Source organism: Staphylococcus cohnii subsp. cohnii (assembly GCF_002902365.1).
Classification (GTDB): Bacteria; Bacillota; Bacilli; order Staphylococcales; family Staphylococcaceae; genus Staphylococcus; species Staphylococcus cohnii.
Map to the genome: position 1 here is coordinate 193,163 of NZ_PPQC01000046.1, position 18,362 is coordinate 211,524.

16 protein-coding genes, 1 pseudogene and 1 riboswitch are annotated in these 18,362 nt (G+C 32.4%); of the genes and pseudogenes, 6 read left to right on the forward strand and 11 right to left on the reverse strand.

All coding sequences use genetic code 11. From position 1 onward, the window contains the following. Positions 1–42: 42 nt before the first annotated feature. Entirely contained in the window at positions 43–1,134 is a 1,092-nt protein-coding gene (locus CD032_RS08650; protein ID WP_019469949.1) for a YkvI family membrane protein, read from the reverse strand. Between the two features lie 446 nt (positions 1,135–1,580). Here CD032_RS08650 and CD032_RS08655 point away from each other — a divergent pair, with 446 nt between their 5' ends. Next, entirely contained in the window at positions 1,581–2,051 is a 471-nt protein-coding gene (locus tag CD032_RS08655) for a thioesterase family protein (RefSeq protein WP_019469948.1), read from the forward strand. A 53-nt stretch (positions 2,052–2,104) separates the two neighbouring features. On the opposite strand, the gene CD032_RS08660 is transcribed toward CD032_RS08655, so the two are convergent. Genes CD032_RS08660 through CD032_RS08670 form a run of 3 tightly spaced genes read right to left on the reverse strand, consistent with a single transcriptional unit; the run spans position 2,105 to position 4,614 of the window. Next, a complete protein-coding gene (locus tag CD032_RS08660) occupies positions 2,105–2,755 on the reverse strand; it encodes a TetR/AcrR family transcriptional regulator (protein WP_019468979.1) in 651 nt (216 codons plus the stop codon). A gap of 18 nt (positions 2,756–2,773) precedes the next feature. Further along, positions 2,774–3,907, reverse strand: coding sequence for an ABC transporter permease (locus CD032_RS08665; protein ID WP_019468980.1), 1,134 nt, complete (start codon positions 3,905–3,907; stop codon positions 2,774–2,776). A 2-nt stretch (positions 3,908–3,909) separates the two neighbouring features. Further along, positions 3,910–4,614: an ABC transporter ATP-binding protein gene (locus CD032_RS08670; RefSeq protein ID WP_019468981.1), complete on the reverse strand. Its 705-nt coding sequence runs from the start codon at positions 4,612–4,614 to the stop codon at positions 3,910–3,912. 162 nt (positions 4,615–4,776) lie between these two features. Between CD032_RS08670 and CD032_RS08675 the strand changes: the two genes are divergently transcribed. The 5 genes and pseudogenes from CD032_RS08675 (at position 4,777) to CD032_RS08695 (ending at position 9,869) form a co-directional block, all read left to right on the forward strand. Further along, the gene (locus CD032_RS08675) at positions 4,777–5,334 is read left to right on the forward strand and encodes a TetR/AcrR family transcriptional regulator (protein ID WP_019468982.1); all 558 of its coding nucleotides are present in this window, start codon (positions 4,777–4,779) and stop codon (positions 5,332–5,334) included. Positions 5,335–5,433: 99 nt separating this feature from the next. Then, positions 5,434–6,678 (forward strand): MFS transporter, encoded by a 1,245-nt coding sequence (locus tag CD032_RS08680; protein WP_019468983.1) that lies wholly within the window; start codon positions 5,434–5,436, stop codon positions 6,676–6,678. 219 nt (positions 6,679–6,897) lie between these two features. Then, a pseudogene (locus CD032_RS08685) lies at positions 6,898–8,178 on the forward strand (homocysteine synthase). A 468-nt stretch (positions 8,179–8,646) separates the two neighbouring features. Beyond that, positions 8,647–9,399 (forward strand): threonine/serine exporter family protein, encoded by a 753-nt coding sequence (locus CD032_RS08690; RefSeq protein ID WP_019468985.1) that lies wholly within the window; start codon positions 8,647–8,649, stop codon positions 9,397–9,399. A gap of 11 nt (positions 9,400–9,410) precedes the next feature. Continuing rightward, complete coding sequence (locus CD032_RS08695) at positions 9,411–9,869, forward strand: threonine/serine exporter family protein (RefSeq protein WP_019468986.1); 459 nt, start codon at positions 9,411–9,413, stop codon at positions 9,867–9,869. 98 nt (positions 9,870–9,967) lie between these two features. Here CD032_RS08695 and CD032_RS08700 read toward each other — a convergent pair whose 3' ends face one another. The 7 genes from CD032_RS08700 to CD032_RS08725 form a co-directional block, all read right to left on the reverse strand. After that, positions 9,968–10,864, reverse strand: a complete 897-nt coding sequence (locus CD032_RS08700; protein WP_019468987.1) for an ROK family protein — start codon at positions 10,862–10,864, stop codon at positions 9,968–9,970. Positions 10,865–10,970: 106 nt separating this feature from the next. Next, entirely contained in the window at positions 10,971–11,906 is a 936-nt protein-coding gene (gene manA / locus CD032_RS08705) for a mannose-6-phosphate isomerase, class I (RefSeq protein WP_019468988.1), read from the reverse strand. A 16-nt stretch (positions 11,907–11,922) separates the two neighbouring features. Further along, positions 11,923–13,872: a PTS fructose transporter subunit IIABC gene (locus CD032_RS08710; protein WP_046467638.1), complete on the reverse strand. Its 1,950-nt coding sequence runs from the start codon at positions 13,870–13,872 to the stop codon at positions 11,923–11,925. A gap of 77 nt (positions 13,873–13,949) precedes the next feature. Continuing rightward, positions 13,950–15,134, reverse strand: a complete 1,185-nt coding sequence (locus CD032_RS13440; RefSeq protein ID WP_230621620.1) for a BglG family transcription antiterminator — start codon at positions 15,132–15,134, stop codon at positions 13,950–13,952. Further along, positions 15,131–15,811: an HTH domain-containing protein gene (locus CD032_RS13445; RefSeq protein ID WP_231912211.1), complete on the reverse strand. Its 681-nt coding sequence runs from the start codon at positions 15,809–15,811 to the stop codon at positions 15,131–15,133. The genes CD032_RS13440 and CD032_RS13445 overlap by 4 nt, the downstream gene beginning before the upstream one ends. A 237-nt stretch (positions 15,812–16,048) precedes the next feature. After that, positions 16,049–16,981 (reverse strand): lactate/malate family dehydrogenase, encoded by a 933-nt coding sequence (locus CD032_RS08720; RefSeq protein ID WP_019468991.1) that lies wholly within the window; start codon positions 16,979–16,981, stop codon positions 16,049–16,051. Between the two features lie 53 nt (positions 16,982–17,034). Then, a complete protein-coding gene (locus CD032_RS08725; protein WP_019468992.1) occupies positions 17,035–17,850 on the reverse strand; it encodes a MetQ/NlpA family ABC transporter substrate-binding protein in 816 nt (271 codons plus the stop codon). 93 nt (positions 17,851–17,943) lie between these two features. Beyond that, positions 17,944–18,054: riboswitch (SAM riboswitch) on the reverse strand. Positions 18,055–18,362: the final 308 nt, after the last annotated feature.

The following is an 18,362-nucleotide window of genomic DNA, read 5'->3' on the forward strand; positions in this document are numbered from 1 at the left end:
ATTTACGCTATAAAAAATATATAGCTAGTTCTATATGATATTTTACAAATCTTGTAATGATTTACCTTGTTTTTTTATTCTTCTCACCTTAAATGGTGCATAAATTAACACGATTATAATAATGATACCCATATAACCTATTACCGGATAGAAAAATGTCATTAAATCTGTAAACCCTGCAAAACTGATTGCAAAACCGATTAAAGTAAATATCGTATAAAATATTTTAAATTGTTTCGTTTCAATTTCAGTGAAGCGTGTAGCTAATGAATAAAACATACCTAAACATGTATTAAAAATCATTAAATAAATAACAATTGACATAAACACGCCTAAAATAGGTGAAATATCATTAACTAGTCCTAACATTGGTAACGGTAAGTGGCCAACTGTTTCAATCTTTGAAAAAATTGCCAAATGACTAATCATAATCATTAAACCTAAAACAATACCACCGGCCAAACCACCCCATGCAGCAACTTTACTATTTTTCTCATTACCTCCCATAACAATTGACATTGATGCACCTAAGCCTACATTAAGCGAGACATAATTTACACCTGCGATAAACCAATGTGGAACAGCAGATGTATGACTTTTAGCCAATGTATCCAATTCGCTAAACGAACCTGACATCGTAAACAAACAATATATAGCAACGATAACAATACAGATAATCAATAAAGGTGTAATGTTACCAATTACTTTTACAACATTATCCACACGTAACATACCAAATACGAGTACTAATATAACCATAAGTGCAGTACCGTACACAGCAGGTATGCCAAATTGTTGTTCAAAATTTGAGCCTCCGCCTGCAAGCATAACAACACCAAATCCAAATAATGCAATAATGAGCACAATGTCTACTAACCAGGCAATGACCTTGCCAAACATTGTACCACCAGTCAATTTATGTATCACGTCGTTATGTCCTTCAGCCTTAAATATACTGCCTAACCATACTAGCATCATACCTACGTAGGCAAATAACACGGTAGAAACAATGCCCGCGAGTATGCCCACCGTTCCAAAGCTAGTAAAATACTGTAGTATTTCTTGTCCTGAAGCAAATCCTGCACCCACGATAATACCGATGAATGCACTACCAATTAAAAATATCCTTTTCATATAAATCCCCTTCGTTACATTGAATTTCATTTATAAGCATTCGTAAAAGCCTATAATGTCACTTCACTCGCATGCACCTTTGATATTGGCAAGGATGCACAAGTTTCAAATATGTTTGTGAATATAACATACGATTTTCACAGAACCCTAATTCTGTACCCTTTTATCCTTACCAGCCAAACCTTAGTACGATACTGAATTTTGTTTGAATTCAAAATTTCTGTACCTTTTATTTTAAATTTATAAATAATGATATAAACTCAAAATATTCAAAATGCAAGCGTTTACATTTTTATGATAACTTACTTGAATTTGATTATCAATTACACATATTCAATAAGTAATATTGAATTATGTACAAATACAATCAAATTACTAACTTAAACTGTTTAATATTGTTACAATAATATAGGCTACTATTAAATTTATACTTTAGGAGTGATTTTGTGGCAGAGGAATACATTTATAAAAACACCGTGCAACCATCTTGGATAGATAATAATAACCATATGCATGATGCACAATATTATTCCATTTTCAGTGATGTCGTCGTTGGATTTTTCGAATCAGTCGACTTATATGTTTCATATCGACAAACACATGAAATTACTATTTTTAGTTTGGAGGCACACATTTCCTTTTTAAAAGAACTCGTCTTAGATGATGACTTTTACGTTAAAGTACATATTTATGATTATGATGCGAAAAGAGTACATTTATTCCTGACAATGTACAATGATAATGATGAGCGTATTGCTACATATGAAGTGATCATGATAGGCGTTAGTAAAGTTACACGTCGTAGCATGGCATTTCCACAGCCTATTCTAGAGAAAATACAAGCAGCTTTTAATATGCAAAAGCCATTTAATGCGCCATCACAACTAGGTCATGTTATTGGCATACCTAGAAAATAACAAACATAAAAGTAGAACGGAAACTCAGCTTTCTTTTCCGTTCTACTTTTATGTTATTTTGCTGTAAACATGTAGTAAAGACTTTCCTTTGTAAATAATAAATGTTTTTCATATACATCGTCATGTTGATAATTCAAACCAATTAAACAACTAATATTTAAATTGATTGTTTGAGCAATTAAACTGCGTACAAAAAATTCCGCTTCTACATCTCGCATTTCGCCACAACGTATCATCTTATTGATTATTGGCTTTAAATGAGAGACTAAACGCTTATTAAATACTTCTAACAAAACCGACTGAAACATTTTACTTGTCATCGCTTCGTTAAAGAATACCTTTAACAACATTCTATTCTCATAAATAAACTTAGAACGATTGTCTACAAATATGTTTATAAATGATTCCAAGTTGCTTGCGCGATTCAATTCACTTAAGAACTCCTCTGCTACAGTAGGCGCTATGTTATCTTTTATGATAGGCACCAGACCTGCATAGAGTAATGCTTCTTTATTTTTAAACTGTTTATATACTGTACCTTCAGCAACACCTGCCCGCTTAGCAATATCACTTGTACTTGTTTGTTTATAGCCTTTTTCACTAAAAAGTATAAGGGCACTTTCAATCACTAAACGTTGTTTTTCAGTTAAATGCTCTAATTTAGGTACAATTTCTTCCATGATATCTTTAATATTTCGATTCATGTATGATACCACCTATACTTAAACTTTTCTATAACGTTTCATTCCTAAAATATTCAATATTAGTAATACTACAAAAATACCAAATAATACACACAAGTTGATATAAATATCTTGCACGCCAAATCCTTTTATCATCACATCTTGCATAGCTTCTCCGGTATAAAATAATGGCATCAAATGTGCAAAGTATTGTAAGCCTATATTCATCGATGATATTGGAATTAAACCTGCAAATAATACTTGCGGTACGATTACAAGTGGTATAAATTGGATCATTTGAAATTCTGAAGATGCAAATGTAGACAACAGTATACCAAACGTTAAAGCTACGAGTGCTGTTAATACCGTTGTAGCTAGAACTAACCAAATCGATCCCTCAACAGCTATATTTAATACATAAATGGCATAAATAACCACTACAAACGTTTGAATAACACTAAAAATACCATATCCCATAATATAGCCATAAATAATATGGCTTCGCTTAATAGGAGAAGACAATAATCGTTCTAGTGTTCCTGATGTTCTCTCTTTTAATAAACCAATGCCAGAAATTAAAAATGTGAAGAAGAAAACGAAAAATCCTATTAAAATTGGATTAATCGTATCAAAATATGTAGCATCTTTATCCCCATATAAATAATGTGTATTAATTTTTATCGGTTCACGATTCTCGGTCATACTTTGACCTGTATTAGCATTGTCAGGTATTTGCGATTGAACTTGCGCTAATGCTTTTTTTAATGATTTCGTATTTTCTTTCAATTGACTCATATTATGATTGGTTAACCACTTTTGGTTTGTAGAAGCCATGACTCCCTTATCTGTTGGATTATCATTAGCAAAAGTGACTTCTAACTCATGATTTTGCATGAGTATAAACCCAGTTAATTGATCTTCTTTTATTTTATCATCTATATTTTTATGGTCCTTAAAATTTTCAATCGTGATGTCTTGTGATTGTAATTGTTGTTTTAGTGATTCAGGAATATCATGAACACCAACTTTCACACCATTTGAGTTATCTGAAACTGTAAATATATAATAGAATAGCGTTAATGTTAACAACGGCGCTACTAGCAATAACATCAACGTACGTATATCTCTGATTGTTTGTTTGAAAATTCGTTTAGTAATATAAAATGCATTCATATTTAGTCCTCCATTTTCAAAAACACTTCTTCAATTGATACAGCTTGATATTGCGTTTTAATATCTTGTGGTGATCCTATTGCAATAATTTCACCATGATTCATAAGTAATAGTCTGTCACAACGTGTTGCTTCATCTAAAACATGAGTTGTGACTAGAATACTTTTCCCTTCTTTTTTTGCTGCATCCAAATCTTTCCATACCGCTTGTCTAAGTTTAGGATCAATTCCAACAGTTGGTTCATCTAGTATCAATATTTGTGGATCTTGTAGAAAACTAATAGCCAAAGATAACCTACGTTTCATGCCGCCAGAATAGGTCGATACCTTTTTATCTAAGGCCTCTTGTAGTTTCACCATATCACTACATATTTCCACACGTTTCTTGATGTCTTTTCTTTTTTTAATGTATATACTGCCAAAAAATTCTAAGTTTTCTCTCCCCGTCAAATCAGTATAAAGTGCATCACTTTGAGCCATATATCCAACGTCACCTAAAATTTTTCTATCGGGCATTTCAACGTCATCTATCGTTACCCAACCTACATCGATGCGTTCCATACCTAACATACATTGAATTAATGTTGTTTTACCAGTTCCAGATGGACCAATTAAACCGACGATTTCACCCTTTTCAAAAGCAACATTTATATCTTTTAATACTTGTTTATCACCAAAAGATTTACTTAAATTATTCACTTCGATCATCTTCACACCTCATCTCACTAATAGTGAGTGAACACTCACTTTATTGTTATATTATACTTTAATATAACAAATGTAAAATCATAATTTTAGCTTTTTGACATTTTGCTATGTAACTGTTAGTTTGAAGTAGAACGGTCATTCTATTTAGAAAGTGTGAGACGATTGTCACAAAAGCGACAAGATATATTATCAACTGCTGAACGATTATTTTATGAATATGGGTTTCGTGGTATAGGCTTAAAGCAAATTATTCAAGAAGCCAATGTAGCAACTATGACTTTATATAATCATTTTGAGTCCAAAGATAATTTAGTTGAGGCGGTGCTAAAGCAGCGTGAATCTAGATATTGGCATTACTTAGACACTTATGTAGAAAAACAACCACACCAACCTTTTATTTCTGCTGTCAAAGCGCACTGCCAGTGGCTTAATGATCATTCTTATAAGGGTGATATGTTTATGAGGGCTATCGAAGATTATGCGAATACAGATAACGAAATTGAAAATATTGCTAGAGGACATAAACAAAAATTATTAAATTACTTAGAACAACTGGCAAATAATGCTGGTATCGTCAATGGTTTAGATTTAGCAATTCAATTTACATTATTACTTGAAGGTACAACTTCAATGACAGCATTATTAGGTTCTAAAAAAGCGACATCACATGCTATAACTATGGCTGATTTGTTACTTAACGAAGCACATAAAGAAATTTAAATTTTAAACGAGCATGAGCATCTTATTTTGTATACTCATCTCGTATTTTTTTAAAACAAAAATAGAATGAACATTCTATCTAAAAAGGAGACGTTTATAGTGAAATTTTCTAAACTTGTATTTCCTGGCGTAGCCATGATCGCAACAACCTATGGTTTAGGACGTTTTAGTTTTGGTTTGTTTTTACCTGAAGTGACCAATGATTTGCATTTGTCTGCATCACAGTCTGGTATTATTTCCTCATTATTTTATTTATCCTATTGTTTTACAATTATCTTTTCAACATTACAAACTGATAAAATCGGACCTAAACGCATGATTATTTTAGCAGGAATCTCAGTACTCATAGGTTTATTGGGGATAGGTATTTCAACAAATGCAATCATTTTATCCATTGGTGTCATTTTTGCAGGTGCCAGTACTGGGCTCATTTCACCACCCTATGGCTATACCATTTCTTTATGGATTAAAGTGCATGAACAAGGAAAAGCAAATACTTGGATCAATTCTGGTACGAGTATTGGCCTTATGTTTACTGGTATAACAGCAATGTTCACTTTTATAGATTGGCGACAAACTTATTTTATATATGCCATATTGGCACTTGTCGTTTTGCTTTGGAACTATCTAATCATTCCATCATTAAAACAAAACATTACTATTCATACAGGTTCATTTAACATTCGTGATATTTCAGCCAGCACACGTATCATGACTGCCTCTATTTTATTAGGTGTGTCAACTGCCACTTTTTGGACGTTTTCTAAATCGTTTGTTCAAAATACTGGTAATTATTCTGATTTTGGACTTTCATTATTTTGGATTTTGATAGGGCTATTCGGCATGATAGGTGGTATATCTGGTGCAATCATTGATAAGCGAGGACTTCGCTATGCATTTAATTTAGGTGTTATTGCACTTGCCATCGCAACAATTGCCCTTGCTTTCACGCCAAAAATTTGGATCATACCATTTATATCAGCTTCATTATTTGGATTAAGCTATATATTCTTAACTGGTGTACTTTTAGTTTGGGGAATTAAAATATTTGTTAAAAATGCCTCTTTAGGCATCGGCATACCCTTTTTAATGTTAGCTATTGGACAAGTTATTGGGTCTTCATTAGCAGGGTTATTCATTGATATGTTCAATTTTATGTATACATTTATTATTTACGGTTTAATTGGTTTCATCCCTCTACTCATTTATCCTAAAGTCGAAGTTCTAGAAAGCAAACTACCAGATGGAGATTACAGTCAACTACAACAACAAAATGCTGAAATTTTGAATCATGAAAGCATGAACGATACACACGATCAATATGCACATCATCAACATTACTAATGGATGAAATTGCTAGGAAATAATGATCGCAAACTAGAAAAAGAACTTCGCTTATAAACTTCCCCACTGGTTTTGTTATTTGTTAACACTCGTGGGGATAGCTTATTGTTATAACTCTAAACTCAATCCTTACTTTTTTAGTAAGAATACTTGAAAATAAAAAATTGCTCTTGTATAGTATTAATTATCAGAAAATTCAAATATATAGGAGGACAATGTATGTCTCAAAATAATTGGCATTTAGATACTCTATCAATCCATGCCGGTCAAGAAGTAGATGAATTCTCAAAATCACGAGCAGTACCGATTTATCAGACTTCAAGTTACGTATTCGATGATACTGAACATGCAAGAAAACTTTTTTCTTTAGAGGAACCAGGAAACATATATACCAGAATTATGAATCCTACACAAAATGTTTTTGAAGAACGCGTTGCTGCGCTTGAAGGTGGTGTAGGTGCCTTAGCCACAGCTTCTGGACAAGCTGCGATTCACTTGGCTTTGTTAAATATTGTTGAAAGTGGCGATGAGATTGTAGCATCATCAAACCTTTATGGTGGTACCTATAACTTATTTAATGTCACTTTCAAAAAATTAGGTATTAAAGTACACTTTGTTGATCCAAGTGATCCGGAAAATTTCAAAGTTGCCTTAACAGATAAAACCAAAGCAGTATATGCCGAAACGATTGGTAATCCTAGAATAGATGTCTTGGATATTGAAAAAGTTGCTCATATTGCGCATGAACATAAAATACCTTTAATTGTTGATAACACTTTCCCAACTCCTTATTTATTGCGTCCATTTGAATATGGTGCTGATATTGTAATACACTCAGCTACAAAATTTATTGGTGGCCATGGTACTTCCATCGGTGGTGTCATTGTTGATAGTGGTAAATTTAATTGAGATAATGGAAAATTCCCTGGTTTAGTCGAACCGGATCCAAGTTATCATGGTGTTTCATATGCAAATGATGTAGGTGAAGCTGCTTATATTACAAAAGCACGCGTGCAATTATTACGCGATCTTGGTTCTGCTGTATCACCGTTTAATGTACATGAATTTTTAATTGGTTTAGAAACATTGCATCTACGCTTAGAACGACATTCAGAAAATGCACTTAAAGTTGCCCAATATCTAGAAGCACATCCTAAAATTTCCTGGGTAAATTACCCTGGCTTAGAAAGTAATGCATATCATAAACTAGCCGAAAAATATTTACCTAATGGTCAAGGTGCAATTTTAACCTTTGGTGTAGATGGTTCGGTTGAAGATATTGCAAAATTTGTTGAATCTTTAAATTTATTCTCACATTTAGCAAACGTGGGGGATTCAAAATCGTTAATTATTCATCCTGCTAGTACGACTCACTTGCAACTGTCACCTGAAGAACAAAAAGCATCTGGAGTCTTACCAGAATTAGTAAGATTATCAATTGGTACTGAAAACATTGATGATATCATTTCAGATTTAGATCAAGGATTACAAGTATTATAAAAATAAATACGTTGCTTTTAGAACAGAAAACAGAAATCTAAATCATTCCAAACAACTATATCATCTCCTTGAATAAAGGTGATTAACAAATATTTTTTGAACTAAAGCTTATGCAAAGTCCCACTGCCTCAAATAATATGAGAAGTGGGACTTTAATTGCCAATTAAATGTTAAAAGAAATTGGGACAGTTGGTTTTCTTCAACAGCATAATGTCTATTTGTAAAGCATACAAATACAACATTTTTCATGTAAATACTTCTCTTATTTAACTCTTGTAAATCTTTGAACTTCAGTTTGCTAAGCATCCATATTTTAGACACTTCGCGAGGGTGACCTCAGACAACCCGAAGACTAACGTTGTCTATACACACTGTTCTTTCTTCTGTAAATTTAATAAATTCTCTTTGAAATTACATATTAATATTGGGATAATAATAATAATTATTTATCAAGTCGGAGGTACACTTTTGGATAACTACAAAGATAAAGTAACGATGAATGTAATATTGCTTGCTGGTAAAATTTTATTATCATCTGGCGCAGAAGTTTCTCGGGTTGAAGATACAATGAGACGAATAGCCATCTGTATGGGCTATTATAATAGCCAAGGGTATGTCATTAATGTATTTATCAATTTTTCATTAAGTGAAGAACACGATACTCGAATTTTGCGCATTGATAAAAACAGTACTAATTTACTTAAAATATTCCAAGTAAACAACATTTCACGTAAACTCACAGGGAATCAACTTTCTATAGAAGAAGCTTTTGAAGCGTTGAAAAATATTGATAGATCCAATTTAAGTATTCCACTATGGAAAAAAGTGATTGCTGCAGGCATTATTTCGTTAAGTTTTTTATACTTACAAGGTGGGACTTGGTCTGATGCAATTACTACGATTATTGCTGGTGCCATAGGTTTTCTAATCGTTGAATATATGCAAAGTAAATCACTAACCATGTTTATACCTGAATTTGTAGGTTCATTTATTTTAGGTACTATCGTTATATTTGGTTCAGAATTGTTTCAAGTCAATAAATCTTTTGGACCAGCTATGATTGCATCCGTTATGCCGATTGTGCCAGGTGTACTGATAACGACTGCGATACAAGACTTGTTTAGTAGGCACATGTTAATGTTCACAGCAAAATTTTTAGAAGCACTCGTTATTGCCTTTGCAATTGGTTCAGGTATTGCGATCGCTTACTTAATTTTTTAGGAGGTCACATGATGACAATTTTATTTACTTTTTTATGTAGCTTTAGCGCATCATACTTTTTTAATGTGATATATGATGCCCCTAAAAAATTATTTTTTCCAGCTGGATTTGCTGGTTCAATGGGCTATTTTGTCAGCTACATTTTAGAACAATCCTTTGAAATGGATAGTATATATTCCAGTTTGCTTGGCAGCTTAACTTTAGGTTTACTTGCACATATCATGAGCCGTATTTTCAAAGCGCCCGTTGTACTTTTTATGATTCCTGGCATCATTCCACTTGTCCCAGGAAGCATCGCTTTTAGAGCGACACAACAATTGGTTACTTTAAATTTCACAGATGCTACCAATACCTTTATACGAGCAATTTTAATTGCAGGTTCTATTGCATTAGGACTATTACTTTCTGATCAATTATCTAAATCATTAAACATACGAAAATATATTTTAATTAAGCGCAACAGACTATAAATCCACTTCATTATTTTAGTCATCAAAAATAGCGAGCATCTGAAACTGCCATTAAATCACTTCAGGTACTCGCTATTTTTATGAATCAGCAAACTTTTTTATTGTTCATTTACATAATAAAGACCTGTTAGCACATTTGATGCTAAATCACTCACCTTAATATGAAATGGTTTGTTTTGGATCAAATGATGCTTTTGTGCATATGCTTCAATGTTTTCTTTATACGGTAATGCACTTTGTGTAACACCGCCACCAAGAATAATATGATATACATTAAATATATTAAATAAATTCGTACACAGTTGTTGTGTTAGTAACACTACTTCTTCCATCATACAACTGATATTTTCATTTTCTTTATTCATATAGATGTCGATTGCTTCTCTAGTACTTACAGTTCTTTGTAAAATATCGCTCGCTTTACGACTGATTGCTAAGCCTGATAGTTCATTTTCAACACATCCAAACTGATGGCACACTGGACATTGATAATCGCTATTATTTTTAATGATAGTATGACCAATTTCTCCAAAATTACCATCGACGCCTGTAACGAGTTGACCATTTCTTACATAAGCCATCCCTATACCTGTGCTAATTGTTAAGTATATGACATCTTCTACTTCTGATTTTAAATATTGATATTCCGCTAAGATTGCTGCATCAGTATCATTTACGAAATGTGGTTGAAATGCACTTTGCTGCTTTATATAATCACCGGCGTTAAAACCAATATACTTCTGTAGATTAGGCGGATTCAAAAACAATCCTTCTGTATAATCACAAGGTCCTGGCATCGCAATGTTTAACGTGTTTTGTGCTACATCATTATATTTTTTGCTGAATTCATTCGCTATATTAATAATTTTTGTAAATTCTACCTCTGGATGATTGACTTCTGTCTCGAATTTTTGACTATCTATCACTGATAAATCTTGATTTATAAGCCCTACAATGGTTTTCGTACCACCTATATCTGCACATATTTTCAACATATCCATACACTCCATCATTCATATTATTGCTTCGATTATAGATAAAAGAGGTGTAGAATAAATTAATTTGTCTTAACACAAATCAATTCATCTCACCTCTTAAACATTATACATAACTTATGATCATTGTCATATCTCCGTTAAATGCTATGTCATGATCTTCTGTTGTTAATATAAAATGCGTTCCTTTTTCTAGTTTATACACTTCATCATTCGTTTCTACATTACCAGTACCTTCAACAATGGATACAAGACAATACGCACTTGGTTTTTCATAATTTAACATACCATCGATCATCCAACGTTCAACCGTGAAGAAATCATTTGAAACAAATTGCGTATACGTTTGCCCTTGCACTACTTCTTGTTTGGGTGTTGTATTTGGTGAAGTAGCAGCAAGGTTGATCACTGCTTTACTTTGTTCTAAGTGTAACTCTCGTTGGTTACCATTGGTGTCTGTGCGCTCATAATCATAAATTCTGTATGTTGTATCAGAAGATTGTTGTGTTTCTAGTATTAAAATACCTTCACCGATAGCATGTACCGTACCTGCAGGCACATAGAAAAAATCTCCAGCTTTCACTTTAACTTTATGAAATAACTCATCAAATTGTTGTTGGTCTATCATATCATTTAGTTCAGTTTGGTTTTTAGCGTTAACACCATAAATAATTTCAGCATCTTCTTGAGCATCTAAAATATACCAACATTCTGTTTTACCATATTCACCTTCATACTTTTGAGCATAGGCATTATCTGGATGAACTTGTACTGATAATTTATCATTTGCATCTAATATTTTAGTTAACAATGGAAATTTAGCGTTACCTGAGACACCAAAGAGTGCTTTATCTTCATTCCACACTTCTTCTAGCGTCTTACCTTGATACCTTCCGTTTTCTATTATATTTGTACCATTTGGATGTGCCGAAATTGCCCAACATTCTCCTATATACTCACTTGGAATTTGATAATCAAATCTTTTTAGAGCAGTTCCACCCCATATACGTTCTTGAAATACGGGTTTTAAAAATAATGGCATTGCATGATACCTCCACTTAAATATCTTTTAATATATTATAAATCTGTTTACTATTTGTTGCATTTATTAAATTTTGTCTAGTCTCATCATCCATCAAAGTTCTCGATAATCTTTGTAATAATTTAAGATGTGTGTCACTACTATCACTTGGTACAGTAATTAAGAATATCAATTGAGGTAATGTTCCATCTAAACTTTCCCATTTCACGCCTTGCTTATTATTCATAACTGCAACAATTGGCGCTTTAACCGCATCTGATTTTGCATGCGGAATGGCTACGTTCATCCCAATAGCTGTCGTTGATTCCATCTCTCTCTTTAAGACATCAGATTTTAATTGTGATTGATCTGTAATATAACCTTGTTCATTTAAATATTCTATTAATTGATCTATCGCTTCATCTCTGGATAAAGTTTGTTCTGAAATATGAATGACTTCTTCACTAAATACACTTTGTTCTTCTAATGCTTGATTATCCGTCATAGATGCATTATTTTTTGCTGTTTCATCTTCATTTTCTGATTGATCCATACCCATTTCAATATTGTTCGTATCAACTGCAAGTGATGGTGTTTGTCTTCTTAAGATTAAAACTACACTCATTGTAACGATACTGCCAATGATTACTGCTATAAAGAACCACAATATTTGATCAATACCGCCCAGCACTGCAACAATTGGACCACCGTGCGCAACTCTGTCACCTACACCACCAATTGCAGCAATTACAGCAGCTACCATCGCACCAATCATATTGGATGGTATAATTCTAAACGGATCTTGTGCGGCAAATGGTATAGCACCTTCCGTAATACCGAACAATCCCATGGTAAATGATGCCTTACCCATTTCAATTTCGCCTTTATTAAACTTACGCTTATTAATAAATGTAGCCAATCCTAAACCAATAGGGGGTGTACATACCGCAACTGCAACCATTCCCATAACAGCATAGTTGCCTTCTGCGATTAAAGCTGAACCAAATAAAAATGCTACTTTATTTACTGGACCACCCATATCAAAAGCAATCATTGCCCCAACAATTAATGCTAAAATAACAATGTTTGTCCCTTGCATACTCTTTAACCAAGTTGTTAAACCTTCGAAAATGCTCGCAATTGGTGCGCCAATCAAGAATATAAAAATTAATCCGACAATCAATGAAGAGATGATTGGAATAATAATAATTGGCATAATAGGTGCCATCGCTTTAGGTACTTTAATATTTTTTATCCATTTTGCAATATAGCCTGCGATAAATCCTGCAACAATACCACCTAAAAAGCCTGCTCCTGCATCACTGCCATAAAAGCTACCGTCAGCTGCGATTGCGCCACCAATCATACCAGGTACTAAACCAGGTTTGTCTGCAATACTAACTGCGATATACCCAGCTAATATTGGAACCATAAAACTAAATGCTAGAGAACCAATATTTTCAATAGATTTCCAAAAAGAATCATCTGGTATAACTAAACCTTTCGATGAAGCCTCCCCACCTAAAGTTAAGGCAATGGCCATCAATAAACCACCAACTACAATGAAAGGCACCATAAATGATACCCCATTCATTAAATGTTGATAGACCATTTGCATCCCACTTTTTTGATCTTGTTCATCATCTTTTTGATTCGTATCCCCGTTACGATCATGATGAATATGTCCATCTTTATCAATAATACGTTGAATTAATTCTTTCGGTTTATGAATACCTTCACGAACACTTTCATTTATGATTAATTTCCCATCAAAACGTGACAAATCTACTTGTCTATCTGCTGCAATGATAATGCCATCCGCTTCTTTAATTTCTTTTGATGTTAAAACATTTTCTGCCCCAACGCCACCTTGAGTTTCTACTTTTATATCTACGCCCATTTCTTGAGCAGCTTGTTCCAACTTTTCTTGTGCCATATAAGTATGCGCTATACCGTTTGGACACGATGTAATCGCTAATATTTTCATCATTTCATCCTCCTCACTTTTAATTGTAAACGCTTTCTAAAATAGTTAAAAAGAATAATTGCCGTTGCTAGTGGCAATTATTCTTTGATTAAATTTATAATGTATTGTTTTAGATGCTGCGTTTCCATAGTCATAAGATAATCGACATCATAGTCATTTAAATCAGCGATCACATGTATTATTTTTTTCATTGCTGAAATTTCAGAATTAGCAATTGCTAAAAAGAATACTAATTTTACTTTATTTTGTTTCCATAGTAAGCCATGAGGACATTTAAATATAATAACCTGTGAACGCAACACTTTGTCAGGGTCACCATGTGGCATACTAATACCATTCCCTATATATGTTGAAGCATATTTTTCACGTTCCAATGCACTCTTCATATAACTTTCCGTAATAGCATGTTGTTTCATTAAAAGTGATTGTGCTTTTTCAAAAACATGGGTTACAGTTATGTCATCTGTCATCTTTTGAACATCAAATTGAATTGCAGATATTTCATCCTGCTTTAACACAGGATTTCTTTTACTATTAATAAATGATTTAATTTGATTTATGTCATTATCTGAAAGCAAAGGAGATACCTCTATCACGTGTAATGTATCTGGTAAATCCTTTGTATTAATGGGGTGCGTGGTAATCAACATATCAATATTTGAAAAGTTGTAATGAGACACCCGCTCTAATTTTAAAGTATCAACAATATTTATATGATTATCTAAATTCGCAATTTTCACTTCCAACAAACTAGATATTCCTAAACCATAATAACAAGTGATCACAACGTTAACTTCATCTTTTTTATTACGGTCAATGGACGATTGAAAATGTAATGCTAAAAAGGCAATCTCATCTTCTACTAAGTTTAGTTTTGAATCTTTCTCCAGATATTTTACAGTTTCATATAATGCATTAAAAACAAAGGGATAGTATTTTTTTATCTCATCAGTTAATGGATTATTGATATATACATTTTTAGCAATACGCAAATACGCTCTACTAAAGTGTGCTTGAATATTTTCACGTAAAATATTATCTTGGGTAAAATTGATACCAACTATTTTTTCCATGTGCTTAATCATGCGCACTACATAGCTTTCGACAAAGAGCGTTTCTATTCCCAAATCATATTTATTAAAGTAATAGCTAATAAAAAAAGAAAATAATTTAGCTGTATCTTTAGATAAACCATAAGCTAATTTTTGATTGATATCCTCTATACATTGCATTGCTATTTCTTCAGACTCTTTATTTATCACCCATGAATCTTCACTTGTTTTTTTCTTTTTATAATAATAATCAAATGAATAAGTAATTGTTGAATACGCATATCAGAAGTAAACAAATGATGTTGCTCTAATCTGTTTTTTATAATATAACAGATAGATTTAATGTGCGCTTGAGGTATTTCATTAAGTATAAAAGCTTCTACTGTCTTTTCCTTATTAGATAATTGATTTAAATGTAATATCGTATTTCTGATATTCATTTCATTACCTACTACAGTAACACCTTTTTTCTTAATGACATCTACATTAATATCAAAGGACGCACACCAAGCCTTTATTCTATTTAGATAATCATAAGCTTCCGTTTTTGTAATCATAAATTCTGATTCTATTTGATCAATTGTATTTGGTTTTTGATACATTAATAATTCGTAACCGAGTTTCATTAATTTTTCATTTTCTTTCGTTAAAAACGAATGTACCAATGTCTCTAATTCAGTCTCATCGTAATGGTCATGGTTGAGTTTATACCCTTTACCTTTAACACTTGTAATCAAGTGATTTATAATTTCGCTATTAATGTATTTAATATCATTTCTCACTGTTCTATTTGAAACATTTAAATAACTTGCTATTTCATCTGCGCTTAGATAATGATTACTGTTATTTAACAATAACCTAATAAGTTTAGCATGTCTTACCAACATGATTGCACCGCGCTTTCTAATCGTTTGAATTTTTATTAAATTCAATATTAATATTTAAATACATTGTAGCCATACCCTCACATTAAAGCAAGAAGTCACACTAAGATATCTTTGATGAAATGATAAAACAAAAATGTGAGTACAAAATAAAAAAATGACAATTTCTATATAAAATCTAGAAATTGCCATTTTTTATACTATGAGACACTGATGTTCCTCACTCTATATTAAATGATCTTATTTTTGTGCTATATTAATTGTTTGTCTGATATATTGATATGCTTCAATGAGCTGTTGTTCTTCCTGCTCATCCAATGCTATAGGATACCTTTGGACAATGCCATACTGGGCAACTAATGTCGGTAAACTATACGCACCATCATCTAACCCATATTCCTGACTGATTGATGTCAATGGCATAATTGTACGCTGGTTTAAAGCAATCGCTTGGATCAAAGCAGTCGTCACCTTGGAAATAGCTGCATTGGTCCACCCTTTTTGATAAAAAACATCCATTGAAACTTCATTTATAATAGACGTTATATGTGCCTTATCAATCGCTGGTGATTGACTTAAAGCTTCATACTCTGATAATTCCATACCGTGAATACGTACTTTGCTCCATACAGGCACTGCATACTGACCATGTTCACCAATAACAAACGCTTCAACATTTTTAGGATCAATTTGGTAATGCTGACCAACAATAGTTTTAAACCTTGAACTTTCTAATGCTGTACCCGTTCCAATTATTTTATGCGATGGATAATTGACTTGATTGGCAAAATATACCATCGAATCTACAGGATTAGAAATTAAAATAATAATTGCTTCTTGCGTAACTTCAGCAATTTGCTTCATCACATTTTTTATAATGTCATGGTTATCTTGTGCCAATAATGTTCGGTCACCATCATTTTTATCTGTTTGTATACTTGCAGCAATAACTATAAAATCTGCGTCAGCTAAATCTTGGTACGCGCCGGCTTTAATTCTTACATGACTTGTATTAAACAACCCTTGTGAATGATTATGATCAAGCGCTTCACCACTTGCAATTTCTTCTTTACTATCAATCAATACAATTTCTGAAAATAAATTCAAATACTGAACGTCTGTCAATACTTGACTGCCTACTCTACCAAGTCCGACAATTCCTAACTTAGACATGTGTAACCATACCTCCTCTGTTTGTTAAAACTTATATTCATAAATCAATGTTTTTATTTTTCATACGGTATAACATCTTCATTATATTCTTTTTTAATAAACTTTTTCATATCTTCAGATTGTAAAACTTTTAGTAATGTTTGATACTTTTTATCATCTTTATGCCCTTTTTGAACTGCAACAATATTGGCAAATGGTGATGATTTACCTTCTATTGCAATAGCCTCTTTGTGTGGCGTTAAGCCATTATCAATCGCGTAATTAGAATTCATGATTACAGCTGCGCCTTCTTTACTTTTATAAGTTTTAGGTAAAAATTCTGCCCCTTGCTTATTGTTAAACTTGAGATTCTTTTTGTTTTCTACAATATCTTCAAATTTGGCATCTTCAATTTTGACACCTTTTTTAATTTTTATTAACCCTTTATCTACGAAAAATGATAAGAAACGTCCTTCTTCTGCCGGATTATTAGAAACATAAATTGTAGAACCATTCGGAATATCTTTGATATCTTTATATTTTTTACTGTATACACCCATTGGCGTTGTAAAAACTTTCCCTACTTCTTCAATATTATAATTATGGTCATCTCTTTCAGCCTTTAAATAAGGTACATGTTGAAAGAAGTTTGCATCTACGTCACCTTTATCTAAAAGTTTATTGGGTACTTTATAATCATTAACAACTTTAATTTCTAAATCATACCCTTTTTTCTTCATTTCATCTTTCGCATGTTTCAGAACTTCACCATGAGGTGCTGGTGATGTAGCAATTGTGATCTTTTTATTCTCTTTATCTTTGGACGAACCACATGCTACGAGTATTACAGCAAAAAATACTAAAACTGTTAAACTAATGACCTTTTTCATAACATCTCTCCTTAGCTTTATCTAAAAATAAAATTCACTCATTATGTAAAAAAATACTTTCTCTTAATAAAATAAAGAGAAAGTACGCACCTTCTCTTATCTTCGAAAGTAATCATTTGTTACTTTCTGTGAATTAGCACCATTTCGTTAAACGATGGTTGCTGGGCTTCATCGGGCACGTCCCTCCGCCTCTCTAAATAAGAGTTAATCATATGTATTTGAGTTGTATTAATCCTAGCATTACACTCGTGTTTAGTCAATGAAATTTTAGAAAATTCTAATTTATTAATGATTAATCTAATATTAATAAAATTGTTCCATGTGAAACGAATACATTTACACTAAATATAGCGATCATTTAGTAACTCAGTTCCTTAAGTTATGTAGAATTTTTAAAATTATTATTCATAATAAAAAAACGTCAATTTCAATAGAAATTGACGCCTTTTACTAGCTGACGCTGTTTGCATACACTTTTTCATTTTTTCATAAACTTTTCTAATCATCATCGC